This window comes from Pseudomonas sp. S2_H01 (genome assembly GCF_054668305.1).
Window position 1 is genome coordinate 2,247,486 of record NZ_CP162756.1, and the last position, 23,849, is coordinate 2,271,334.

At 53.9% G+C, this 23,849-nt stretch carries 23 protein-coding genes and 1 pseudogene; 10 read left to right on the forward strand and 14 right to left on the reverse strand.

Annotated elements, in window-relative coordinates; genetic code table 11:
* Positions 1-42 precede the first annotated feature (42 nt).
* Positions 43-852 (forward strand): hypothetical protein, encoded by an 810-nt coding sequence (locus AB4N84_RS09920; protein ID WP_092406706.1) that lies wholly within the window; start codon positions 43-45, stop codon positions 850-852.
* A 258-nt stretch (positions 853-1,110) separates the two neighbouring features.
* Here the strand turns inward: AB4N84_RS09920 and AB4N84_RS09925 are convergent, their stop codons facing one another.
* Complete coding sequence (locus AB4N84_RS09925) at positions 1,111-1,233, reverse strand: hypothetical protein (RefSeq protein WP_460046185.1); 123 nt, start codon at positions 1,231-1,233, stop codon at positions 1,111-1,113.
* Between AB4N84_RS09925 and AB4N84_RS09930 the strand changes: the two genes are divergently transcribed.
* The gene (locus AB4N84_RS09930; RefSeq protein ID WP_460046186.1) at positions 1,233-2,162 is read left to right on the forward strand and encodes a quinone oxidoreductase family protein; all 930 of its coding nucleotides are present in this window, start codon (positions 1,233-1,235) and stop codon (positions 2,160-2,162) included. The two genes, AB4N84_RS09925 and AB4N84_RS09930, sit on opposite strands and share 1 nt — an antisense overlap.
* Before the next feature lie 98 nt (positions 2,163-2,260).
* Here AB4N84_RS09930 and AB4N84_RS09935 read toward each other — a convergent pair whose 3' ends face one another.
* The 3 genes from AB4N84_RS09935 to AB4N84_RS09945 all read right to left on the reverse strand — a co-directional run bounded on the left by AB4N84_RS09935 (position 2,261) and on the right by AB4N84_RS09945 (position 4,736).
* A complete protein-coding gene (locus AB4N84_RS09935; RefSeq protein WP_092406710.1) occupies positions 2,261-2,908 on the reverse strand; it encodes an HNH endonuclease in 648 nt (215 codons plus the stop codon).
* Positions 2,909-2,911: 3 nt separating this feature from the next.
* Entirely contained in the window at positions 2,912-4,267 is a 1,356-nt protein-coding gene (locus AB4N84_RS09940) for an AAA family ATPase (RefSeq protein WP_460046187.1), read from the reverse strand.
* Positions 4,268-4,334: 67 nt separating this feature from the next.
* Positions 4,335-4,736: a hypothetical protein gene (locus tag AB4N84_RS09945; protein WP_460046188.1), complete on the reverse strand. Its 402-nt coding sequence runs from the start codon at positions 4,734-4,736 to the stop codon at positions 4,335-4,337.
* A gap of 322 nt (positions 4,737-5,058) precedes the next feature.
* Here AB4N84_RS09945 and AB4N84_RS09950 point away from each other — a divergent pair, with 322 nt between their 5' ends.
* Positions 5,059-5,190, forward strand: a complete 132-nt coding sequence (locus AB4N84_RS09950) for a hypothetical protein (RefSeq protein WP_256571160.1) — start codon at positions 5,059-5,061, stop codon at positions 5,188-5,190.
* A complete protein-coding gene (locus AB4N84_RS09955; protein WP_175500162.1) occupies positions 5,187-5,336 on the forward strand; it encodes a hypothetical protein in 150 nt (49 codons plus the stop codon). The genes AB4N84_RS09950 and AB4N84_RS09955 overlap by 4 nt, the downstream gene beginning before the upstream one ends.
* Before the next feature lie 14 nt (positions 5,337-5,350).
* Here the strand turns inward: AB4N84_RS09955 and AB4N84_RS09960 are convergent, their stop codons facing one another.
* Both AB4N84_RS09960 and AB4N84_RS09965 read right to left on the reverse strand, forming a co-directional pair.
* Positions 5,351-6,490, reverse strand: coding sequence for a hypothetical protein (locus AB4N84_RS09960; protein WP_460046190.1), 1,140 nt, complete (start codon positions 6,488-6,490; stop codon positions 5,351-5,353).
* Positions 6,491-6,643: 153 nt separating this feature from the next.
* Positions 6,644-7,027, reverse strand: a complete 384-nt coding sequence (locus tag AB4N84_RS09965) for a hypothetical protein (RefSeq protein ID WP_092406716.1) — start codon at positions 7,025-7,027, stop codon at positions 6,644-6,646.
* Positions 7,028-7,638: 611 nt separating this feature from the next.
* Here AB4N84_RS09965 and AB4N84_RS09970 point away from each other — a divergent pair.
* Positions 7,639-8,421, forward strand: a complete 783-nt coding sequence (locus AB4N84_RS09970; protein ID WP_460046191.1) for an SIR2 family NAD-dependent protein deacylase — start codon at positions 7,639-7,641, stop codon at positions 8,419-8,421.
* Positions 8,422-8,542: 121 nt separating this feature from the next.
* On the opposite strand, the gene AB4N84_RS09975 is transcribed toward AB4N84_RS09970, so the two are convergent.
* On the reverse strand, positions 8,543-9,583 hold the full coding sequence (locus tag AB4N84_RS09975) for a hypothetical protein (RefSeq protein ID WP_460046192.1): 1,041 nt from the start codon (positions 9,581-9,583) through the stop codon (positions 8,543-8,545).
* Between the two features lie 615 nt (positions 9,584-10,198).
* On the opposite strand from AB4N84_RS09975, the gene istA reads away from it, so the two are divergent.
* Positions 10,199-11,749, forward strand: coding sequence for an IS21 family transposase (istA, locus tag AB4N84_RS09980; protein WP_460046193.1), 1,551 nt, complete (start codon positions 10,199-10,201; stop codon positions 11,747-11,749).
* The gene (gene istB, locus AB4N84_RS09985) at positions 11,746-12,501 is read left to right on the forward strand and encodes an IS21-like element helper ATPase IstB (RefSeq protein ID WP_460046194.1); all 756 of its coding nucleotides are present in this window, start codon (positions 11,746-11,748) and stop codon (positions 12,499-12,501) included. Before istA ends, istB begins: the two co-directional genes overlap by 4 nt.
* 221 nt (positions 12,502-12,722) lie before the next feature.
* On the opposite strand, the gene AB4N84_RS09990 is transcribed toward istB, so the two are convergent.
* Positions 12,723-13,685, reverse strand: a complete 963-nt coding sequence (locus AB4N84_RS09990) for an arsenic resistance protein (RefSeq protein WP_460046196.1) — start codon at positions 13,683-13,685, stop codon at positions 12,723-12,725.
* Positions 13,686-13,777: 92 nt separating this feature from the next.
* Here AB4N84_RS09990 and AB4N84_RS09995 point away from each other — a divergent pair, with 92 nt between their 5' ends.
* Together AB4N84_RS09995 and AB4N84_RS10000 are read left to right on the forward strand one after the other, a co-directional pair.
* Complete coding sequence (locus tag AB4N84_RS09995; protein ID WP_460046198.1) at positions 13,778-14,209, forward strand: MerR family transcriptional regulator; 432 nt, start codon at positions 13,778-13,780, stop codon at positions 14,207-14,209.
* Between the two features lie 119 nt (positions 14,210-14,328).
* Positions 14,329-14,754, forward strand: coding sequence for an EamA family transporter (locus tag AB4N84_RS10000; RefSeq protein ID WP_282390770.1), 426 nt, complete (start codon positions 14,329-14,331; stop codon positions 14,752-14,754).
* 181 nt (positions 14,755-14,935) lie between these two features.
* Here the strand turns inward: AB4N84_RS10000 and AB4N84_RS10005 are convergent, their stop codons facing one another.
* The 5 genes and pseudogenes from AB4N84_RS10005 to AB4N84_RS10025 all read right to left on the reverse strand — a co-directional run bounded on the left by AB4N84_RS10005 (position 14,936) and on the right by AB4N84_RS10025 (position 21,616).
* Positions 14,936-15,286, reverse strand: a complete 351-nt coding sequence (locus tag AB4N84_RS10005) for a copper-binding protein (RefSeq protein ID WP_198717932.1) — start codon at positions 15,284-15,286, stop codon at positions 14,936-14,938.
* A pseudogene (locus tag AB4N84_RS10010) lies at positions 15,283-18,440 on the reverse strand (efflux RND transporter permease subunit). The gene AB4N84_RS10005 and the pseudogene AB4N84_RS10010 overlap by 4 nt, the downstream one beginning before the upstream one ends.
* Complete coding sequence (locus AB4N84_RS10015; RefSeq protein WP_460046200.1) at positions 18,437-19,921, reverse strand: efflux RND transporter periplasmic adaptor subunit; 1,485 nt, start codon at positions 19,919-19,921, stop codon at positions 18,437-18,439. The pseudogene AB4N84_RS10010 and the gene AB4N84_RS10015 overlap by 4 nt, the downstream one beginning before the upstream one ends.
* Positions 19,918-21,174 carry a TolC family protein gene (locus AB4N84_RS10020; protein WP_460046201.1) on the reverse strand — a complete coding sequence of 419 codons (1,257 nt, stop codon included), beginning with the start codon at positions 21,172-21,174 and terminating at the stop codon, positions 19,918-19,920. Before AB4N84_RS10020 ends, AB4N84_RS10015 begins: the two co-directional genes overlap by 4 nt.
* Before the next feature lie 100 nt (positions 21,175-21,274).
* Complete coding sequence (locus tag AB4N84_RS10025) at positions 21,275-21,616, reverse strand: hypothetical protein (RefSeq protein WP_460046202.1); 342 nt, start codon at positions 21,614-21,616, stop codon at positions 21,275-21,277.
* A 425-nt stretch (positions 21,617-22,041) separates the two neighbouring features.
* On the opposite strand from AB4N84_RS10025, the gene AB4N84_RS10030 reads away from it, so the two are divergent.
* Entirely contained in the window at positions 22,042-22,599 is a 558-nt protein-coding gene (locus tag AB4N84_RS10030; protein WP_460046203.1) for an arsinothricin resistance N-acetyltransferase ArsN1 family B, read from the forward strand.
* Between the two features lie 153 nt (positions 22,600-22,752).
* Here the strand turns inward: AB4N84_RS10030 and AB4N84_RS10035 are convergent, their stop codons facing one another.
* The gene (locus AB4N84_RS10035) at positions 22,753-23,826 is read right to left on the reverse strand and encodes an ArsO family NAD(P)H-dependent flavin-containing monooxygenase (RefSeq protein ID WP_460046205.1); all 1,074 of its coding nucleotides are present in this window, start codon (positions 23,824-23,826) and stop codon (positions 22,753-22,755) included.
* Positions 23,827-23,849 lie beyond the last annotated feature (23 nt).

A 23,849-nucleotide genomic window follows, 5' to 3' on the forward strand; every position in this document is an offset into this window, starting at 1 on the left:
AGTCACATAACTTGAGCGCAGCTACTTACTAGAGTTCCAAACATGAACAAACCGTTGTACCAAACACCTCAACAGATCTGTGAAGCCTTCTTGAACAAAGAAAAGCAGACGAACACGGATCGCAAAATATTGCCTAGCGAAACAGCCATCATCGATCGGATGTTGACTCGACATCTGGAGCTGAACGAAACCTATGCAGAGCTCCACGACGTGCTGCACTCGCTTCCGTATGCGCTCGAAACCTTTTTGGGCGTGGTCCTTACCACAGCAGCTTTTTGGAACCCTGAAAAAAACAACCAGGCACGTGACGGGCGTAGAAAACTCTCTGAAATCAACCGCCAGATCTCAATCCGGGCATTGGAGCTGGCGGGGCTGTTGAGCCAACGATCGGAGCTACACGACTTCTCCGGATTCACGAGCGACACTCACTACCATGTTTTAGACGTCATCGAAGAGGCCTCGGAACATAATGGTCATTTCCAATCTTACGTTCGCGACGATCTCGTACGGCTTCGCTATGAATACGATCTGAAATATTGGCCATCGTTGGGTGATTGCCTGGAAGAGATTTCTGAAAATGCCGCCCAGGCGGTGTCAACGGCGTCGAGCCCTCTGACTGCTGCGGCAACAGAAGCCATACGGCCGTCCCTTGCCGATTTCTTCAAAGCCTTATTTGCTGCAATAGCAGAAAACAGCACACGACGAGGTGGTCGCCTGCCGAGCAATCTGAAAATCTCGGACAATGGCTTAGCGGCGCTGGCCAATTGCTCGTTGGATTTAAGCGACGATGACATGGTGGATGGGCCTTACGTAAAACGTCTACGGCAGCGACAACGCGAGAAAGCAAAGTGAGAGCTCAACGGAGGGGGGGCTGCGCCGGGCAGTCAATTCCCTTTCTACTATAAAAGGCTCGTCATGTTGCGCCCTTCCAAAACCATTAAGATCACTCCTTGGGCACACGAACAATCACATTTGCGCCCGCAGATTCGGCATCCTAATTCCAGCCATGTCGTGTGGGACAAAAACAAAAAAGGGCGAAGCAGAAATCCTGCTTCGCCCACTGGCTAGGACAGATCAGACGACTGTCCTAGCGCCGCGTTGCACGGCAAATTACTTGGTCAGACGATCCAGCGTTGGCAGCAGCTCGGTTGGCTCTGGACGGATGGTGTAGTCCGGATTGACCTCGGCAAAAGCGATCACGCCATCTTGACCGATGACATAACGAGCTGGCATTGGCAGGTTCGACGCCAATTGCTCCACCGAGTGCAGGCGAAATTCAAATCCGTCAGCACGCTATCGGAGTCAATTTCCTCGACACTTATCACCGTCGCGGACTAATCCCGATTGGGACCTGGCCTGGCATTCCCGGCGTGGAGGACGCAGGCGAAGTCGTAGCAGTGGGACCAGACGTCACTGGCTTCGCTGTTGGACAGCGCGTGGCTTACGGAGGCATGCCCACTGGCAGCTATGTTGAGCTGCGCAATTGCCTTGCTCGGCAGGTACTGCGACTGCCAGATTCAGTTTCATACGAGCAAGCTGCTGCAGTGACGTTGAAAGGGCTTACCGCGCACATGCTGATGACACGCGTCGCTCCTCTTGCAGCGGGGCAAACTGTGCTCGTACATGCGGCCGCCGGCGGCCTTGGTTCAATCATTTGCCAATGGGCCAATGCATTAGGTGCTCGCGTGATCGGCAGCGTCGGCTCTCAGGAAAAAGCTGAGCGTGCGTATCACCTCGGTTGTGAGAGCGTGATCCTCTACAAGGAGGAGTCATTCGTTGAAGGTGTACGCCGCCTCACAGCTGGTAAGGGTGTTGATGTCGTCTACGAAGGACTGGGCGGGGAGGTGTTTCATCAGTCTCTGAAGTGCCTGAGACCGTTCGGCCACCTGATTCATTTGGGTCGGGTCGCGGACAGTCTGGCGACGGTAAATATCGCTGATTTGGGCCCGGCACGTTCGATAACGGTTTCGATACCAGGCGTTTCAACTTACGTACGCACGCACCCTGATCTACAGACTGCGGGCGACGACATTTACAATCGAGTCGCGAGCGGCAAGCTTCAAGTGCACATCGGTGGGCGTTACTCGCTAAGTGATGCGGCCGAAGCACACAGGGACCTAGAAAGTGGTCAAACCCAAGGGTCCGTAATCTTGCTTACTTAGCTTTACAGCCTACCAGACAATCGAGATAGGGAGCGGTACGCGGACCAACAGCCACTATTGCTGAGACAGCTGAATAGTGGCCGTTCACAATCGCCGAGCTAAAAATCACCATTAACAGTGAATCTTAATGTTTGCATGAAAGATGTAATTTGTTGGCGTGTAGCATCTGGCGGGCAGCTCTCCACAAACTCGCTAAATCTTTTGACTACCTCGTAATTGAAATCTTCCCACTCTCCGAAAGCGTAGGAAAACCGCACCAAGTTACACATCAAAAACGTTTCCTTAGCCTTTAAAGGATTTCTGGGGCGATGAGAAATTCTTCCGCCCACGACGATCATTTCAAAATGATCGGAATACCTATCAAAATGAGGATGCACGATTTTGTAATCTTCAGACCTACTGGGAAAGACCGCACCTGGCCCTACCCTTCTATGGAGTACGTCTTGATCGAGTTTCGCAATATTGCACTCTTTGCAAACCATTGCGAGATTCAGGGGCTCATACAGAAATCTCGGATACACAGACTTAGGGATTATATGTTCGACATCCCAAGTAAGGCCGTGATTTTCCTTTTTCTCCATACGGCAGTAAGCACAGCGATACCCTTGCTGCCTTAGATAATGAACCCTAACTGTTCTTCGCAGCTCGGCCACAGGGCCATCTGTACGGTTCCACTCCTGATGGCTAATGCCGTCGTATCGTACAACATAGGCTAGGTCTGCGCCCGCAAATACTACAGGTTGCATACATCACCTCAACATCTGTACTTGGTCAATAAGGTGACGTACAGGATCATTACTGGCCAAGGACTCTTTCAGTTGATCGAGCATTTCGAGCTGCTTCCAATCTTCCCGATTCAACACCTCTCTGCGCGAAATCTTTGTGAGCAGCATAAGCGTAATTCTTATTAAGTATTCGTTATTGACTCCGGGCGCGTTAAACACCTGAGCCAGCTGGTAGTCAGCCGATCGATTTGAGTAGTCTTTTGAGCTGTATAACTGTCGATCTTCCAAGCTCAACACGAACCCTTTATCCGCTGTTAGACCAGCGACAATCTGCGGGGAGTGAGTAGCTATGATGAAATGACATCCTCGGTAACCATGAAACGCGTATTGCAACTGACTGATAATGTCAGTTTGCCACTTGGGATGAAGGCTGATTTCTGGCTCATCGATACAGATCAACGAGTTGTCTTCAATCGAACCTGCGATCCCCAGAATCATAACCAGCATGCATTGCTGGCCAGAGCTAGCTTGGGAAAGCTTTAACCTGGAATGATTTTCTCTGACATTCAAAGTCAAATCTGAAACACGTATCAAGCCTGATCTAAGAGCATCCGCAACCTTCTCTAAACTGAAATAATTTCGAGAAGGCTCGCTAAGCCCGAGGTCAATTTCATAACTTACATGCTTTTGCCGATAGATATGATCCAGTAACTGGTAATGATAGTCTACCAAAGACTTATCATATTGATATTTCTTAGGCGCCTCCTCCCAGCCCGGTAACGTAAGCATGGTATGCCCACCAGCTTTTGCGTGATCCCTAGTCCACTGAACTCTGAGCGCGGGGTCGAGTGAAAGCTTAAAATCCAAAATTGGCTCGAAACCTAAATATCGGAATATGCTAGCGAGACTCATAAATTTCCACGGGTGTGTTTCCAACCCGCTTGTGATTGCAATCAAGCTGCGAGTAAGCGCCGAGACGTTACCTTTTTCAGATGGAGCAATATAATGATAGCGGCCGGTTGGATCGATTAGCTCTTTGGAATTCGGAGTGGGGAATCTATCGTGCCTACCAGTAGAAACAGCGATAATTTTTGATGGAGATGGCGCCGACCACCTCCCGACGACTAGCTCTTCGTTACCTGACAAATGACTGTAATGACTCATCGGCGCCATCGGATTCTGGCGCAGATATCGGTCACGCTCTGAAAACTGGTTGTCGAATATAAAATGACTGACAATCTTTCTAAGCAACCGACTTTTGCCAGTCGCGTTCTGCCCCACTACCAGACTGAAAACATTTTGGCCATCGTCATGAATATCTTCATGCGTTAGCGGAATCCATCCATGGTCATGAGCCACTGCCTCAATAACAAATGCCATTGCCTGCCTCAGAGTTATGTTGCTTCCAACGATTTGATTGAGTTGGTTTCAAAGTCTCAGCCGCCTATCAGAACCGATAGCTGACTTTGGCGCTAGCGCCCATCGACCGCCGCCCCCGATCATTTAGATTCAGCAGCAACGCAGTGTCCACATCCCAGTCTCGAGTGCTCAGAATTCTAAGCCCTGCGGTGATGGTGGTGAATACGCTGTCGTAGTCCAGACCAGGAACGCCAATCCTGGCGCCCAAGCTCGGCGCGAGCATCAGATCTTTGATGACCATCACACGATGCTGGATTTTCCCACCACCGCTCACTCGCAGCTGCTTCTGTGAGAATCCCTTCACATCCGCATGCTCCCCCTGAGCGTTAACGTAGTACACCACGTCCCAGCCACTGGTAGCGCTGCCGACGGGGCCACTCCCCGGAAAATTACAAGTTTTGTAGTTTCCAAAGATGGGGGTATCTGCCATTTGCTTTGTCCATGTCTATGCGCAACCTGCGCCACTGCAGAAAAGAAGAGAGCGTCCAAGTAATCATTATTTCGGCATCAACACAGTTAGCTAAACAGGTCTCCTTTTAAAAATTGGGGATACGCGCTCCAACCCGGTTTTCTACTGCTCATTCGGAAGCCTTCGCCGAGACAGCACTCCGGCAAGCCTTCAGCCCGAATTACGGGCGCCCAGCCGACTCCACGAGAGATTTTTCTTTTTTGGTTCCTCTATACCACGCGCCGTTCGACGCAATCTGTCGGTGTCGCCACAGGGGCGATGACCATTCAACAGGAAGGCAGAAATGAGCAAGCACGACGACGATAACCACTCGAACCAGCTCAACCCCAACAACGACGCCTACTGGCAATCACGTGGGGAAGATGAGCGTCCAGATGATTGGGAAGAGGCTGCAGACCAAGGGGAATGCTCATGAGTCAAAAGCGCAAACGCCCTGTCGGTAACCATGAAGCAGATATGGGCAACGACAACAAAGGTACGCCGGGCACCAACATCACCTGGGATAAAAATCAGGGTGAGCGCGGACGGCAAATTGCAGAACAGAGACAACACAAGCAGTAGGACAAGGGCAGGCGTCAAAACGCCTGCCCTGCCGATAAGGGCTTGGAGAGGTGACTACGTGCGAAGCTGTACTCCCGCTCATAACAACTGAACACCTCGTCGATAAGCACATCCGGCAGCCCCAGCCTTTGCATGTCTCGCAATATAGCGATCATCGCCCAAGCGAACTGAAAGCGTTGGCGATGCACACGTCCTTCAGCCCACAGCCCCCCATATTTTTGAAGCTGGGGTTCAAGGCTGGTGAGCAAGCTGGCAATACTGCTCTCTCTAGGCCTTCCAGGCTCTGCTGCCTCCCATTTCCGCAAGGTGCGCTCCTTTTCCTCTGCCAACTCCGTCATGCTTGACCAGAGGCCGCCAAGAAAAACACTGGGAGCCCCTTGAGAATCATAGCCCGCGTGTATCGCCAGCTCTCGGACCTGAGTTCCAAGTGGTCGAGTCCACTTGCAAGTTTCAGCGTCCAATCGAGGCACTAGAGCCAGCAGCAATATTTCGTCTTGCTGGCCAGCGTCGACCACTTTTTGCCAATGTTGAAGGCTCGTATCGACCACCACCCAAGCCATGAACCGCACAAAGCAGCAGTACGCGTCAGCAATGCGATTGTGTTTGAGCAATGGACAGTCCAGGAGAGCCGACTCATCTCCCACCCACTGTTTTGATGTCATTCGCTCCCGGCTACCAGGCGCGCCGATCTCATGGATTAATGGAGTTTTGATGATCGCCTGTATCCGATCGCTCACACCTGGAAGATTGACGAAGCTGACTGCCAGTTCAAGGTCGCGATCTAACCGTCCTGCCCACATCGCGATGGAGCGGTGATCTCTCAGCAGGCCTTGTTTAAGTAACGAGGTCCATTCGCAGTGGGGTTGCCAGACAACGTCCGGCACGATGAACCCGGCTGCCCGCATATCCCTTTCCATTTCATCCAGTGAACGCAGGCTGGACGGCCTGGTGGGAGCGCTAAAAACCTGCCCCAGAAACCATTTTTTCAGACTCTTGTATCTGGGCCAGCGTGCGGTTACCTGAGGATTGTCCTCATATACGCGCTCCAACGCTGTAGCCCCGAAAATGACCTCTACCAGCAGGGAGACCGGTGGGATATATAAGAATGTTGGGGGAAGAACCTGCGGCGGCTTAGAGCCTTGACGATCACTCACTCGAGCACCCTTTCTGGGAGCAGGGATGGGGCGCAACCAAACCCGAACTCATTCACCAAACTGATCTCGATCCTAGAAGGTTCACGGCAGGCGTCATGATGTTAGCCTCGCAGCATAAAGTGACCGATCCAGACAGGAGTTAGCCTTACAGCCTCATTGGCCTCCATTCAGCACCGGTACGTAAGCTATTTCAACGTTGGTCTCAGCGACTTCAAAATCAACGTCACGCCCCGGCTCTCTGATAATTTCTGGCAGATCTGCATATGAATAAAACACCATTTCGCCACCGGATGGGGACTTGACGAGAAGTTGGCGTTCAAAAATTTTCGCATCCAACAATATCTGCACAACACGCGCCAATCTGGAAACACTGCCAGCATTGGCAATGCTGTACATCTTGCCGGGATTCAATCTTACACTTTTAAGCCGATCAAACTCTTTCGTTTCGATACCCTCAACGAAGCTTGCAATCCTACGCAAAGCTTCCGCCTCCTGAGGAAACCTGTTGATTAAGGGAGTGAATTTTCCTGCGAGCATGTATATTCCCCTGCAGAATAAGTGAACTGATCGGCTGGCTGTTCACCTGCCTGCGATCAAAGTTAAGCTGTCCTAGAAGATCCGTGCTGAAAACTCAAAATAAACTCTACTCCACGTCGTATGTCCGTCTTCAGCCAAAACCTTAAATAGGTCTAATGTCTATCCGTCGATAGGTTCTCATCCTGCGCTCCCCAAAACCTGGATAAAAATACCGGATGAGATTATTTTTACACAGCTTTATTCCTACCTACCCAGCCCCAACGCATCTAACTATCAGTTAAACTTATAGTCCGGTGATGCTATACCTATTACGTACCATAATCACATTAAGCCTTAGCTGCGTCCTAGCTTCAACTGGTCAGAACTATTATTTAATTTGCTTCTCAGACACCGTCCACGCCCTTGCGGCTGCGGTCACCGCAAGCTCTCTGATGCCCTTTCAAAAAACCCCTTCCAATTTTCGAAGATGATGACGGGTAGGCCGAATATCAGAAATGAGGCCTAAAATAAAATCAGGTGAAAACTCCTGTGGCATATAGTGGTCAGCCTGACCCCAGATCTGGGTTCGCGGGTACATCTGAATGCGCTTTGCCTGAGGCTAGGATGTTGGAATGAACGAGACCAATACAGAGCTACGCGAAGGCTTGGCTGCTGCAGCCGTGCTGCTGGGCAAGGCCCGTCACGTCGTAGTTTTCACGGGAGCTGGGATTTCTGCGGAGAGCGGAATCCCCACATTCAGAGACCCTTTGACCGGCCTTTGGGCGCAATATGACCCGGAAACCTTGGAAACGCCTAGGGCTTTCCGTGAAGATGCGGCGCTCGTCTGGGGCTGGTATCTGTGGCGGCGCATGAAAGTCGCGCAAGCCCTTCCAAACGCTGCACACAAAACAATCGCCACCCTAGGAACCACCCAGCGAGAAGTGACGGTAATCACCCAGAACATTGACGATCTTCACGAAAGAGCAGGCTCATCCGACGTCATCCACCTCCACGGGAGTTTGGACATCCCCAAATGCTTTGCCTGCCACCGAATTCCAACAGACGAATCTTGGAATACCTACATTGCCGCTGAAGGCGTCAGGGTTGAGCCCCCACGCTGCGAGCGTTGTAACGGGAAGTTAAGGCCGGGCATTGTCTGGTTTGGCGAGGACTTGCCATCGCGGGCATGGAAACGTGCAGTAGCAGCGGCGAAGAGCTGCGACCTGCTTCTTTCCATTGGCACCTCTGGCTTGGTTTACCCAGCTGCCGAAATCCCTAGGGAAGCGTTGAGGAACGGTGCCTCAGTCATCCACATCAACCCAGCACCGGTAACGCAGCTAGGCGTAAATGAATACGCGATAGCCGGAACTGCGGGGCAATGCATGCCTTTGCTAGCCAGCCTGGCAGGGATGTGAAGTGTGGGAAATTGCATGGTACCTGACCACCTAATTGCGTCTGCACTGACCAGGCATTTGCATTCGATGTGACCACGTGTTTGCATTGCACTTGACCACACGCTCACCTGTTCGATACCTCCTAGAACAACGATGTGGGCGGCATTACCTGCGGCGTGCCGTCGAGAATGCACTCCCAACCCCATGTCCTGAGCGCGGACGTCTTCTTGAATTCTTCAATAAGATCAGCTGTGATGTCTTCTACACCTGTCCTCAGCGCAAATTGCGGGCGCATGGCATGCATAACGTCCAGTCCCATATCCCCGGCAAGCAGTTTGAGCATTACTTTTGTGCGTTGCTTCCAAGGCAGGCTTCTGCCACGCCGTTGCGGATGCTGGTAAACCATCGTGTTTAGATGGGCTGAGGCGTGGATGTAGTCAGTGCTAGTCATCCATACCTGCAAGTGAGCAGGCGCTCCCAGAGGTAGCACATTCATAGCAAGCCAATCGATCAGGCAAACGGCAACGCCTCGCCCCTGTAGCTCCATCGCTAGCATTAAAATGACTTTGTGCAGCGAACCTGCTGCTTTTATAGCGAAGGGTCGTCTACCCAACTCGTCTGCTTCAACCAATAGCGCGATCAATGCAGACAGGGAATCAAGGCTCGCTCGGCGTTCGAGCTTTTCCAGCAGGAGTTGGGTGGTTGGTTCGCGTCGTTGACTGTTGCAAAAACTGTCGCTTCCATCGCTGAACAGTACCAACTGGATCTCAGTGGCTAACGTCCTAAAGTAGTCGTCGAAATCAAATTTATTTTTCTTGATGATCAGCCTCATCAATGTCCATAGCGGATGGTGCAATTCCCGGGTCGATCCCGGTGCCAAGATCTCAACCCTGCTCAAGGTTTTGGCCTTGGGCGAGATCAAATTTTGCTCGTACCTCGACCACTTGCTTCGGTAATGTCGGATCGTGCCGTTGATATTCCTCCGAAAAGATTCCTTCTCGAAATGAAGCTCTAGTGCGTACGCAGTTTTGAGTCCTGTCCGTTGTTTCAGGCCCTCAAACCAATAACGCAGGGCAAGCATCTCTACAGTGTTATTTCTAGGATTGCTATTTTCCGGGATTTCCTCGCGCAAGCTATCTGCGAAGTCCGAATAGATTTTTACAATTCTTTGAAAATCAGACACTTGGAAATCCTACGCTGATCTTTGTACCGTAAAAAATGTAGAAGTCTTACGGCTGGAGCGCAAGGTGGCGGTTTATTACTATTAACTGTGACCAAACCGGACATTGAGTGCGATGCGTGAGCCCATGCAGATCCAAATCCTGGCGTCCGAATTAGAGCTTGATCTAAAGGATCGGTATGGCCTGATGGTGGGAGGCAGTGCCCTGTGGAGAGAGCTTGGGTACACGTCCTACGACGCATTCAGGAAGGCTAAACAAAGAGGCACAATTGAAGTGCCTCTGTTCGAAGTACCTAATCGTCGGGGGTTCTTCGCGCTGTCAAGGGAGGTTGCATGCTGGATCGCAACACAGCGCTGTGCTCGGCAGCAAGCTGTGTGACTAAGCAATTGAGGAGAATCGCAATGAGACCAGGCTAAGCGTTAGCCGGTGGATTTGGAGCACAAAAAAGCCCAGGGGTGGAGCCCTAGGCTTTTTTGATGGTGTTAGGTTTTGAGCCCTATGCACCACCATTCTGTGTTCCCTCGCGTTCGGCGTCAAGCCGACCACCTTCCGTTTGTCTGCAATTTTCACACGGCGCGACTTGTGAGGCTTAAACACGCCTGTCGCGAGGAGAACACATGAGGCTGCCAATAGAAACGCAGCGCGAGGTGCTACGCCTCGCCTATGATCCCAGGCTGTCCAACAGGGCAATCGCTCGGTTGGTCAAAGTTTCGCACAACACGGTTCGCGCCATTCGAGATCAGTTGGCGCAATGCGGGCAGAGCTGGGAGGAGCTTAGGCACCTGGACGACAAAGGACTCGCGGAACGCTTGCACATCCAGCCCAGAACCCCTAGCCAAAGAAAGGTCTATCCGTCTTGGCTGGCTGTCCACGAACAGCTGAAGCTGCCTGACGTCACCCTTGAACTCCTCTGGCAGGAATTCCGGATAGTCGAGCCTGATGGTGTTTCCTATGCCCAGTTCACACGGCTTTATCGTGAGTGGGTGAACAAGCAAAAACTGAGCATGCGTCAGATCCATCTGCCCGGAGACAAGTGCTTCGTGGATTTTTGTGGCAGGACAATGCCTGTGACAAACCCGGACACGGGAGAGGTCATACAGGCTCAGGTGTTTGTGGCAACTCTAGGAGCTTCGGGATACATCTTCGCCTCGGCAGTGAGTAGCCAAACTACACCTGACTGGCTCAGATGCAACGTGCTGGCCCTGGAGTTTTTCGACGGCGTTCCCCGATTCGTTGTGCCTGATAACCTGAAGTCAGCGGTCACCAAAAACACGAAGGATACGGTGATTTTAAATCGCGCCTACGCCGAGCTTTCAGAGCATTACGGGTTTCAAATTTTCCCTGCCAGACCGCGCAAACCGAAGGACAAGTCGCTTGGTGAAATTGCTGTGCAACTGGTACAGAGATTCGTTCTGGCAAGGCTTCGGGCAAGCACCTTTTTCTCACTGGATGAGTTGAACGACACAATCAGTTACTGGGTTGATGAGCTAAACAATCGAATCACGCGGACGTACCCAAAAAGCAGAACCACCCGCTTCCTTGAGCTAGATTATCCAGCTCTCAATCCCCTCCCGGAACAACGATACAGCTACAGCCAATGGGTTTATCAAGTCCGAGTGGGCAGCGACTACCACGTAGAGTTTGAAGAGCACAGTTACTCCGTGCCTTATCATTTTGCGAATCTTCTCGTCGATCTACGCGTGCGTGACGACTGGCTCGACATTGTTCATCAACGCCGTGTCATCAGTTCTCACAAGCTTAAGAAACAGCGGGGATTTAGCACTCTGAGCGAACACCTGGCGCCTAATCACACCCATTTTCAAGACTCCCAGCCAGAAGCACTGCTGGTGTGGGCTGAGGCTATCGGGCAGGAAACGCTGCGGTTCGTGAAGGACAACCTCGTTTTGCGCAGAGATTTCGCGACTGGCTTGAAGGCCGTAATTGCCCTCAAACGTGACGTCCGTAAAGGAGAGATTTCGTCATCTCGGCTGGAATCTGCGTGCGCCTATGCCAACGGTTTGAACATCCTGAGTTCGGAGCGATTACGGTCGATCATTCGGAACGAATCTGATCTGCGCCCCAGTTTCCAAAGATCCGCCCCCTTGGTTGAACACGCCAATATCCGTGGCGCTGAGTACTACGCTTCGCAAGGAGATGAGCCTCTATGAAACCGATTTTCAACACCGTTCAGAATCTTATGAGCCTTGGCCTTCACGGGATGGCCGTGGCCTACGAGCGGCAGCTCGAAACCCCGGCGCTGCTGAAGGAAGCATTCGATACAAGACTTGGATTAATGGTTGATGCCGAGAACAGCGAGCGAGAAAGCAGAAAAATCGCACGTCTGCTGAAGGGCGCGAGACTTCGTGAGAGCGAGGCGACGATGGACAGTATCGAATTCAAAGCCTCCCGTGGCCTAGACCGGAACACTGTCATGACCCTTGGCGAGTGCGATTGGCTGGCGCGTCGCCAGAACGTAATCATCACCGGCGCAACAGGCACTGGCAAAACCTGGCTCGCATGCGCTCTTGGGAATCAGGCCTGTCGTTTGGGCCGCCCGACCCTGTATCGCACTGCCACCAAACTCTTTGAAGAGATTTCCCTTTCATACGCCGATCACTCCATGCCCAAGCTTCGTCGGCAGTTGATACGTGCTGAGTTGCTGATCATCGACGACCTGGGCATCGGTGGCATCGACGCGCAGCTTGGCCCGTTTTTACTCGACGTTATCGATCAACAGTCACAGAACGGGTCGCTGCTTATCACAAGCCAGTACCCGAAAGAGAAATGGTACGACTTGTTTTCCGACCCCACGATTGCCGACGCGATTCTTGACCGTATCGTTCACAAGGCCCACGTCATTGAGCTAAAAGGAGAATCGATGCGAAGGGTCAAAAGTCGTCGGCGCTCTGAGGAGCGTTAGGGTCGTACCTAGACTGGTCAACACGAATGCAAGTGGTCAACACGAATGCAAACGGCTGGTCAGGTGCAATGCAATCGACTGTTTTCAAAATGTTAGTCAATCCATCAAATTGTTTTGCCACGGTTGCCAGCGCAGCTCGCGAGTGAGATTGTCGAGCTGCTACCCCAAATGTGGGTGACCGTTAAATCCAATAGGTGTCTCGGTTCATGCGATAAGGGTATCTACATTCTGCGCCAGATCAATGCAGGAATTATACGGATGTAAATTAGCTCGCTGATCAATTCCACCAGTGTTTGGGTGATGACTGCTGCCGCAGCTAAGCCTCTGATTTCTAAGGGTAAGGCAAGTGCCAAGGGCAGAACCACCAACGAGTTCCGAGTCGAGCTACTGAACGCCACTGATCTTGCAGTAATGGCCGGCAATTTGAATGCCCGCGCAATCAGCGCACCAACCAATGGTGCCAAGAGCATGAAGCCCAAGTAGACAGGAATGACGGGCAGCAGCCTGTCCATGTCTCTAACCACCGCTGAAATCTGGGAACCGATCACCACGACCAACACAGCCGCCATAGCCGGTACAGGCATCCAAGCCCAAGCGTTGTTCCAGCCCTCAACGACGCGTGACCTTTTTGCACCAGCAGCTGTTGCTACCGCCAATACCAAGGGCAAAGCAATCAGCACTACGAAAGCCTCAACAAATGGGCCCACCGATATAACCACCGCCGAGTCATTACCCAGCATGAAGGCCAGATACAGGGGCAGTAGCACAAGCTGAAGCAATAGTAGCAATGGCGTTGCCGCCAGAGTCAGTTTGGAGTCGCCCTTACCGATATGGGTAAACACCACCACATAGTCGATACAAGGCGTCAGCAAGACCAACAGTGCGCCCGCCAGAATCGCGGGGTGATCCGTTATGCCCATGGTCAACGCCCAAACCAACAGGGGGATGGCGACGAAGTTGGCTGTGAGCAGCGCCGTCATGAAACGCTTGTTTGCGAGCCCTTCACGGAGATCCAGGAATGGGATCTGTAGAAACATGGCGTACATCAGCACAGCGATGGCTGGTGTCACCAACGCACCTAACGCTTGAGAAGCATTAGGTGCGAGCAGACCTCCGATAGCCGCGACAATGACCGCGACGAAGTAGACGGGAATCTGGTTCTTCTCTAGCTGTTCTCTGTCCACGAAATGCCCTTAAACGCGTGAAATCAATTTTCAATTGGGCAGGGTAATATCTGTAGCCACTACAGGTTCAAGAAAATGCTTGGGGAATTCGCATGTCAGGAATCGGGGCGTTGTCTAAATCAACGGGTTGCCACATTGAGACGATTCGCTACTACGAGAAAATAGGCCTTTTACCGCCGGCCCTGCGGTCGTCCGGCAGGCACCGAATCTACACAGAGAAGCATCGTTCAAGACTCGTGTTCATCCGTCAGAATCGTGAGTTAGGCTTTCCTCTCGACGATATACGGGAACTCATCGCGCTAGCAGCGGATGCTGATCGTCCGTGTGCTGACGCACTGTCAGTGGTCAAGAAGCACTTGGCAGAAGTAGAGTCGAAGGTAGCTAAACTCCAGCAGATCCGGATAGAGCTGCTCTCGATGGCAGGCACTTGTGAGTCAACCTGCCTGGGGTCGAACACTCTAGACTGCACGATTGTTGAGTCACTGTTGGAACCTGCAGGGACGCGCTCTGATTGCTGCTCCTGATCAAGTAGGTACAGCTTTTGAGCGTCAAGGCGTCAGTCGGGTGCAGTAGCTGAGTAGTAAGCGATTTTCGATTGGTCTCTCAGCAGCTCGGAACATCCAATGTCGAGGGAACCACACGCATGGAAAAATGGATGGCTTATGCGTTCATCTCAATGTTTTTTGCCGGATTCACTTCCGTCATCGCCAAGATGGGCCTCGCAGGTATCTCAGGCGAGCTTGGTCTGACAATCCGTACCTTGTTCGTGTGTGCTTTTGTACTCGTATTCGCGGCATGGGCCGTTCCGACACAAGAAGTGGCCAACATCACGAGCCGGAATCTGTCTTGGCTTGGTCTGTCTGGAGTCACCACTGCCTTGTCGTGGATCTTTTACTACAAGGCTCTGAAAGTAGGGGATGTCGCCACGGTGGCACTGATCGATAAAGGTAGCGTGGTCGTTGCTATGTTGCTCGCCGGCCTGGTGCTTCGGGAGGTCATCACGCTCCGCATGATTGCCGGAGCAGGCCTGATCGTTGCAGGGCTACTGGTCATAGCGAAAAAGCCTTAGTGTCTCAAAGCTACCCAAAAAGTAATGTGCAGTTTTTGAATCAGGGACGACGTGCATGGCATTGAAAATCCGTACGGCGGTGACAGAAGATGCAGCAGCCATCCAGCGCATTTATGCCCCCATTGTTCCAGGGGAAGAAAACCGACACGATGAACCGTGCCGGTTTTTTATCACCGCAGGCTCATTTCCTTATAGAAACAATTGTGGCTTTGCCACCCTCCAGGCGAAAGGAAAACGAGACGCGATCTCCGGCTGCCAGCCCTGTCAACTGATCCTCTGTCGCGGAAAAAGCCATAGTCATCGGTGGCCATTGCACTGATGGAACAGCGCCATGGGCAATGGTCACGGTATGCTTCGTAGGATCGATAGCCTTGATCGTTCCGTCGGCGGTGGCTACTGGAGCTTGCTTTGTTTCTTGCTTCATTTCCATACCCTCCATACCCTCCATTTTCATGCCCGGCATGTCCTCTGCTAGGGCAGAAAAAGACAGTGTAAGTACGGTGCTAGCAGCTGCAATCAGGGTCAGTTTCATACGACTTTTCCTTGAGGGAGGTTGGGTTCATCTTGGAGGTGACGGCGACGCATCAGGCGATACGCTGCCGGAATGACAAACAGGGACAGCAAGGGTGCCGTGACCATGCCGCCGACCATGGGTGCGGCAATGCGGCTCATGACTTCGCTGCCGGTGCCGCTGCCAAGCAGGATGGGTAACAGACCGGCAATGATCACGGCCACGGTCATGGCCTTGGGTCGAACGCGCTGCACAGCGCCTTCACGAATCGCCGCCACCAGCCCGCGCTCAGTGCTGTCGCCGAGGTCTTCACGCTCGGCCCAGGCGTTTTTCAGGTAGAGCAGCATAATCACACCGAACTCGGCAGAAACCCCGGCCAAGGCGATAAAGCCGACTCCGGTGGCGACCGACAGGTTAAATCCCAGCAGATAGAGGAACCATGCTCCGCCCGTTAGTGCGAACGGCAGAGTAGCCATGATCAGTAAGGCCTCATCGAAGCGGGCGAAAGTCAGGTAGAGCAGCACGAAGATGATCAACAGGGTGGCAGGCACCACCAACTTGAGTCGTGCGTTGGCCCGTTCCAGAAATTCGAACTGCCCTGAGTAACTCAGACTCATACCGGGCTGCAACTTGATCTGCTCATTGACGACCCGGCGTAGATCGGCGACCACCGAGGCAATGTCTCGACCACGCACATCGATGTACACCCAGCCTGAAGGCCGTGCGTTCTCGCTCTTGAGCATCGGCGGCCCTTCGCTGACCTTGATCTTCGCCACCGTACCAAGGGTGATCTGGGTGCCTAGCGGGGTGTAGATTGGCAACTGCTCCAAGGCGCCGAGCGAGTCTCGCCACTCACGAGGGTAACGGACGTTTATCGGGAAGCGTGCAAGCCCTTCAATGGTCTCCCCGACGTTTTCACCGCCGATAGCACCAGCCACAATGGACTGCACATCAGCGATATTAAGTCCGTAACGGGCGGCGGCCTTGCGGTCGATATCTATATCGATATAGCGGCCACCGGTCAGTCGCTCGGCCAGAGCCGAGCTGACACCGGGCACATCCTTGGCCACCCGCTCGACCGCCTGAGTTGCGGCATCGATTTCAGTCAGGTTTGTGCCGGCAACCTTTACTCCGATGGGGCTTTTGATCCCGGTGGCCAGCATGTCGATACGGTTGCGAATCGGCGGTATCCAGATATTGGTCAGCCCTGGAACTCGTACCACTCGATCCAGTTCCTCCACCAGTTTCTCCTGGGTCATGCCTGGGCGCCATTGCTCGTGTGGCTTGAACTGGATAGTAGTTTCGAACATCTCCAGCGGTGCCGGGTCGGTAGCGGTTTCGGCACGGCCTGCTTTACCGAAGACGTGTTCAACCTCTGGAACGCTCTTGATCAGGCGGTCGGTCTGTTGCAGCAACTGCGCCGCTTTCTGCGCCGACAATCCCGGCAGAGCAGAAGGCATATAGAGCAGGTCGCCCTCATCCAACGGCGGAAGAAATTCTCCACCCAAGCGCGACATTGGCCATAGCGCGCTGACGAAAACCAATAGCGCCACCAGCAGCGTGATCTTTGGTCGACGCAAGACTGCGTCCAGAGCTGGCTGATAGATCCGAATCAACCACCGGTTCAACGGGTTCTGTTGCTCACTGGGGATTCGTCCTCGAATCCAGTAACCCATCAGCACTGGCACCAAGGTCACTGACAATCCCGCCGCTGCGGCCATGGCGTAAGTCTTGGTGAAAGCCAGTGGGCCGAACAAACGCCCTTCCTGAGCTTCTAGGGTGAACACAGGAATGAACGAAAGGGTGATTATCAACAAACAGAAGAACAGCGCCGGGCCGACCTCTGCCGCCGCTTCGGTCATCACGTGCCAATGACGTTCCCCATTCAGTTCTTCTCCTGGGTTTGCTACATGCCACGCCTCAACCTTCTTGTGGGCGTTCTCGATCATTACCACGGCAGCATCCACCATGGCGCCGATGGCGATGGCAATCCCACCCAAGGACATGATGTTGGCGTTGATGCCTTGGTAGCGCATGACGATGAAGGCAATCAAAACTCCCACCGGCAGGGAGATGATCGCCACCAGCGACGAGCGTAAGTGCCAGAGGAAGATCCCACAAACCAACGCGACAACGATGAACTCTTCGATGAGCTTGTGGCTGAGATTTTCCACAGCGCGGTCGATCAGCTTACTGCGGTCGTAGGTGGTGACGATTTCCACCCCAGACGGCAAACTTTTTTCAGCTCGTCGAGTTTGGTCTTGACCGAAGCAATGGTCTCGCGAGCATTCTTGCCGCTGCGCAAAATCACCACGCCACCGACGGTCTCGCCCTCACCGTCGAGTTCGGTGATGCCACGCCGCATTTCCGGCCCCAGCTGGATCGTGGCGACATCGCCAAGGGTCACCGGCACACCGCCCGAGCCCAGCTTCAGTGGGATCGCCCGAAAGTCATTGAGTGTCTTTAAGTAGCCGGAAGCACGCACGATGAACTCGGTCTCTGCCATCTCCAGCACCGCACCACCGGTTTCCTGATTGGCCTTGCCGATAGCATCGGTCACCTCAGACTGAGTGATGCCGAGGCTGGCCAGTTTGAGCGGATCAAGCTGCACCTGGTATTGCTTAACCATGCCTCCCACGGTTGCCACTTCCGCAACGTTCGGTAGGGTCTTGAGTTCAAACTTGAGGAACCAGTCCTGAAGAGCGCGAAGTTGTGCCAAATCGTGCCCGCCACTGCGATCCACCAGTGCGTACTGATAGATCCAACCCACCCCCGTCGCATCCGGCCCCAACGCCGGTTTGGCGCTGGCCGGCAAGCGGCTTTGTATCTGACTCAGGTACTCCAACACCCGCGAGCGAGCCCAATACAAGTCAGTGCCGTCTTCGAACAGCACGTAGACAAAACTATCGCCAAAGAAGGAATAACCACGCACGGTCTTGGCCCCCGGCACCGAGAGCATGGTGGTGGCCAACGGATAGGTGACCTGGTTCTCGACGATCTGCGGCGCTTGTCCTGCATAAGGGGTGCGGATAATCACCTGTACATCGGAGAGGTCTGGCAACGCATCAATGGGCGTGCTTTGCACCGACCAGATACCCCAAGCGGTGACAAACAGTGTCGCGAGTAGCACTAGGAATCGGTTGGCCACTGACCAACGAATCAGGGCAGCAATCATGGCTGGCCCCCCGATTTATCCAGGCGTTCAACACGCAAGCCATCATCGGTCTGGCTCACCGCGACTCGAACCTTGTCACCAGCCTTGAGGCCCTGCATCAGCGCCGGACTAGCGAGAGGGAAAGTCATCGTCATGCCAGGCATACCCAGCGTCTTGAAAGGGCCGTGGGCGAGCGTGACTTCTTTGTCGTTGATCTCAACGATCTGACCATCAGCCTCATGAAAACTGGAGGCTGTTTCACTGGGTGCCGACTCTTCATCCGTGCGAGCAACAATGCCTTTAAGACTGGCCTCCGAGTCGAGCAGGAACTGGCCAGATGTAACCACCTTCTGGCCTGCTTCCAGACCTTTCACTATCGCAGTTTTGCCATCGCTTTCCTGCCCAAGGAGCACCTCCACGGGGCGGTAGCGGCCAGCGTCTTCGGCGAGCATCACCAGCGCTCGTCGGCCAGTGCGAATCACCGCCTCACTCGGCACCCACAATACACTTTGCTCGGTCGAACGATTCAGGCGTACTTGCGCCGTCAAACCCGGCCTGAGACGCCCATCCGGATTGGGTAACTCAACACGTACCCGAAGTGTGCGGCTGTCCGGATTGGTCTCGGGCAAGATCGCGCTGACCATGCCACTGAGTGTTGTTCCTGGGAAGGCTGGCAGACGCGCTTCCACTGTCTGCCCAACAGTGATAGCTCCGGTATCTGACTCTGGAACGGCTACAGCTAGCCAGACCGTGTCCAAACCATTGACGCGAGCCAGGGTCTCGCCAGTCGTCACGGTCATACCCGCTCGCACATTTAGCTCTTGCAGAACGCCGCTGATGGGGGTGGTTAGCTTCAGGTTCGGCTGGACTATCCCACTGTGCTCTACCTGGGATATCAATGTAGCCGGCATCCCTGTGAGTCGCAGCCGCTGACGAGCCGCCGCTAGCAACTCAGCATCTCCGCTGCGCTTGAGAGCAAGGAACTCTGTCTGAGCCGCCGCCCACTCTGGAACCAAGATATCCGCCAACGCCGCGTTGGCTTTGAGTACATCGCCGGGAGCATGTGCATAGACCCGCTCCACAAAGCCAGTGGTGCGGGCCTGAATCACAGCGACATCACGCTCGTTGAATCCCATTACTCCTGTGACGTCGAGACTGGAGTTAAAGACTCCACGGGTGACTGTCGCAAAACGCAGACCGAGATTTTGAGTCAGACTCGGATCGATACTGACGGTCGCACGATCTCCTGCGCCACCGGCGTACTGAGGAACCAGTTGCATGTCCATAAAAGGGGATTTACCCGGCTTATCGAACTTTTGCTGCGGGTACATGGGGTCGTACCAATACAGAGCCTTGCGTTCCTCTGATGAGTTGGGACTCTGCTCCGAACTGGCACCAGGTACTCCGCTCACGCGTTGATGTGCGAACCAGTAACCACCGGCAATACCGAATGCCAGCGAGACGCCTACCAACAATGCCCCGTTCCATTTTTTAAGGATCATTGGCTGGACTCCCCATAAGCGAAGTACAGACGCGCACTGGTCAGCGCTCGCTGCTCTTCTACGTCGATCTGTTTGAGGCGGGCTTCGATGAGTTCACGTCGGGCGGCAACCACCGCGTTTAAATCGCCCTTGCCTGCACGGTAACTGGCCATGCTGAGTTCGACCTTTTCCTTGGCCAGCGGCACCAGGCTGTCCTGATTTCTGCGCACGGCACGATCCAGACGCTCATAGTCAGCCAGTTCATTTTCCAGCTGCTGGGTATGCTCGCGTGACAGCGCTTCGCGCTCGGCCTCCAATTGGTTGAGTTCAGCCTGCTTGGCCGCAATCCTAGGATTTTGGCGAGAGTCGGGAAATAGCGGTAAATCCCAGGAAAGTTGAACGCTGACCATGTCGCCGAACTGACGGTCACGATGCTGATAATCAAGCTCCCAACTCCAGTCCGACTGCTTTTCCGCTTCAGCTTCACGAACTTTGGCTTGCGCTTCGCGGGTCATCGGCGCAAACGCTGCCAACTCGGGGTGGTGTTGCAGCTTATGAGAGTAACTTGAGGTGTCGACGGGCCATTCAGGCAAGCTGCCCACAGGCTTGTCGTTGGCGGCGGAGCCAATCCAGCGTTTGAGGGCCGCACGAGCCTGCGCTCTCTGGAGAATCAGATCGTCCTGCTGCTCCGCCAGTTGAGCTGCTTCCTGCTTGGGTGTCACCGCATCGGCGGGTTGAGCGCGGCCACCGGCAATTTGGGCCCGGACGGTATCGCTCAGCAGGCGGTTTTCTTTGTAGAAGTCCTGGAACAACACATCTTTGCGCTCAACCGAGTAGCTGCTGATCCAGGCCAACGCCGTGGACTGGCGTACCTTCAGACGTTCGACTCGACGCTCCGCAGAGGCACGATCAATAGCTGCATCGGCGACTTCGATACGCGCTTTGCGCTTGTCGCTACTGGGCATCTCCTGCCTGACCCCGACCATCTGCATGGTCATGAAGTCCTGGTCGATACTCCAACGATCCGGGCCGCCGATGGGGTAGTTCTGCACCCCCACCAAGAGCTTGGGATCAGGTAATTCACCAGCAGGGATGGCTGCACTGCTGGCAGCCTGAATTTTGGCGTCTTGTGCGGTCAGCGACGGCGCATTGTTTTCTGCCAGCCGCAACGCTTCATCGAGTGTCAATGCGGCAGCGAAGCTCGGCAATGCCAGTACGCTTGCCGCCAGACCGACCACGAGGGGCCAACCTGTGCAATAGCACTTGGATTTCATGTTTACGATTCCTGTGATCATCCACTGCACGCGTCAAATAGAAATGCGCGCAGCCAGTCCATCCCGCTAATGCGGAATGAGGCTCAATGTTGGACAGGAATCAAACGCGAGGCGGTCGCCATACCCCGGATGGGGTTTGTACGGGCAGGGAATCGCTGAAGAAGGAAGCCACTACGGGGCTGAATACGGTTACAGGAGGCTTGAGGATCGAAACTTGCAGCATGCCGCCCGTCTTGCATTCCTGGCCCGGCTTGCAGGGTTTGCCATGCTCCGTCGGGCTTTTCATGTCGTTACAGCAGTCCATTCCCATGTCGTCCATCATCGCCATGCCCATCGTCGTCATTGGGCAAGGTTCTGTTGGCGCCTGAACACCCGCCATCCCGCTAAGGGGAAGCGCAAGGCTAATCACGAAAATGAGGCAAAACCGCAGGTAGCGTTTCATAGTGATGGAGTGTAGCCGCCCGAAACGGCGCTAACAATGAATTGAGCACATACCTCGAGCTTCCGAAAGACAGCTTTCCGAAAAGCGCCGAACACGCGCGATATAACGGTTTCAGTATTAAGCCAACATTACCTTGCCAGCCAGCTGCCTGACGTCGCGCAGACAATGTTCGGGATAACAAGAACCCTTGGGAGGCTCTTTTTGTACTTGATCTGGGCTTCTCAGAGTTTGCTCTCCAAGGCTTCGCCCGATTTCGGTCTTGCACCTCGCTTAGCGGGATTTCGGCTGACGGATTTCTGCTCGACGCCCAGAGCGCGACGGCGCAATTGGGGTTCGAGCACGGTGGCCTCGCATCTCGAATAGGCTAGTGGTCAAAATGGGTTTAAAACAGCTAACGTTCGATTTTCAATTCAGAGACGACCTACATGGCTTTGAAAATCCGTACGGCGGCAATAGCAGATGCAGAAGCCATCCAGCGCATTTATGCCCCCATAGTGTCGAACACGGCGATCTCATTTGAAGAAACCCCGCCAAGCGTTGAGGAGATTGCTCAGCGGATAGCGACGACACGTCAAACATATCCCTACCTTGTGGCTGAAGAAGGTGGCGAGATCAAGGGCTATGCATACGCAAGCCAGCATCGTGCACGTGCAGCCTACCGATGGGCTGTTGACGTGACGGTGTACATAGCTGAATCAGCTCGCCGCCAGGGTGTTGGCCGCGAACTCTACGAGACTCTACTTCTAATACTTGAGAAACAGCGGTTTCGCGCCGCTTACGCTGGAATTGCGCAGCCCAATGAAGGCAGCGTGGGCCTGCACGAGTCGCTAGGATTCACCCATATAGGGACGTATCCAGAGGTAGGCTTCAAGCTTGGGAAATGGCACGACGTCGGCTATTGGCGGCTCGGGCTGTGCCAGGCAACTCCTCCACTGGAACCTATTCTCTTCCCCCAGGTTGAAATCAAGCCAGTGATGGGGTGAAGGCTCGTAGTTTGGTGAATGCGACCAAAGCGCCGATGCCCAATATCCCGGCCATGAGCAGATAAAACGTGGAGCCCCACGCAAGAATTTGGTTACAACCCATTGAGCCAATCAGGGTCGCATGCTGCCTTGTCGTCGGGGCTGCGGTAGACATCAGTCCAACTCAGCGAGATAGCTTTGCACTTGCTTGACTACATCTCGAGCGGTGCGGGTTACTCCGATCAATGTCGCAGAGGCGAGCCCCGTCCAATCGCCGTAACCCACCAGCCACAGATTGGGTGAAGCAACACTCCGGTTTTCGTTCACAGCCACTTTGCCATCCTGGCCTACAATGCCCAGGCTGTTCAGGTGGTCGAGCGCTGGAGAAAACCCAGTGCACCAGATGACGACATCCACCGCTGTTTCGTCTCCTGATGACCAGACAACGCCTGTTGAAGTGAAGTGCGTGAATGGCCGTACAGCGCTCAATACACCGCGTTCACGAGCGTCCTTCACCGATGGCACCATTACGATGTCGCCCAGCCCTCCAACGGGTTTTTCAGGCTCCACGCCATCCTGTTGCGCCTTCAATCGAGCAGTAGCTCGTTCGAACAGGGCGCGCCCATCAACCTCATCAGGTAGAAACTTTGGAGCCTCTTGAGTCACCCAGGTTGCCTGAGCCACTTTAGAAACCTCGGCGTAAATCTGGGCTCCCGAGTTGCCACCACCCACGACAAGGACGGTTTTCCCCTGAAACTCATCCGGCCCAACGTAATGAGCGGAATGAAGCTGCTGCCCTACGAACAACTCCTGTCCGGGATAGCTCGGAGTAAATGGGCGGCTCCAGGTGCCTGTTGCACTGATAACCGCTTTGGCATCCCAGTTTCTATCCCCGGAGACAACCCGTAATCCTTCTTCGATTTTCTCGACACGGGTCACCCTGGTGGATCGGATGATGGGGAAGTCATATCGACGCTCGTACAGAGTCAGATAGTCGATAACATCATCACGGTGAGGTGTTTCTTCTGATACGGCAGGCATCGGCCAGCCTGCAATCGAGCTCCATGCCGATGGAGAGAAGAGTCGCAACGAATCCCAGCCATGCCGCCAGGCTCCTCCTGGTGCCGACTCCGCATCGAGCAGCACGTAAGACAAGCCTGACCGCTTCAAAAAATAGGCGACTGTCAGCGCGGATTGACCACCGCCAATGACCACAACATCAAGTTTCGAATTCTGACTCACCAGCATCCTCCAGGCTCAATCGCGGCACC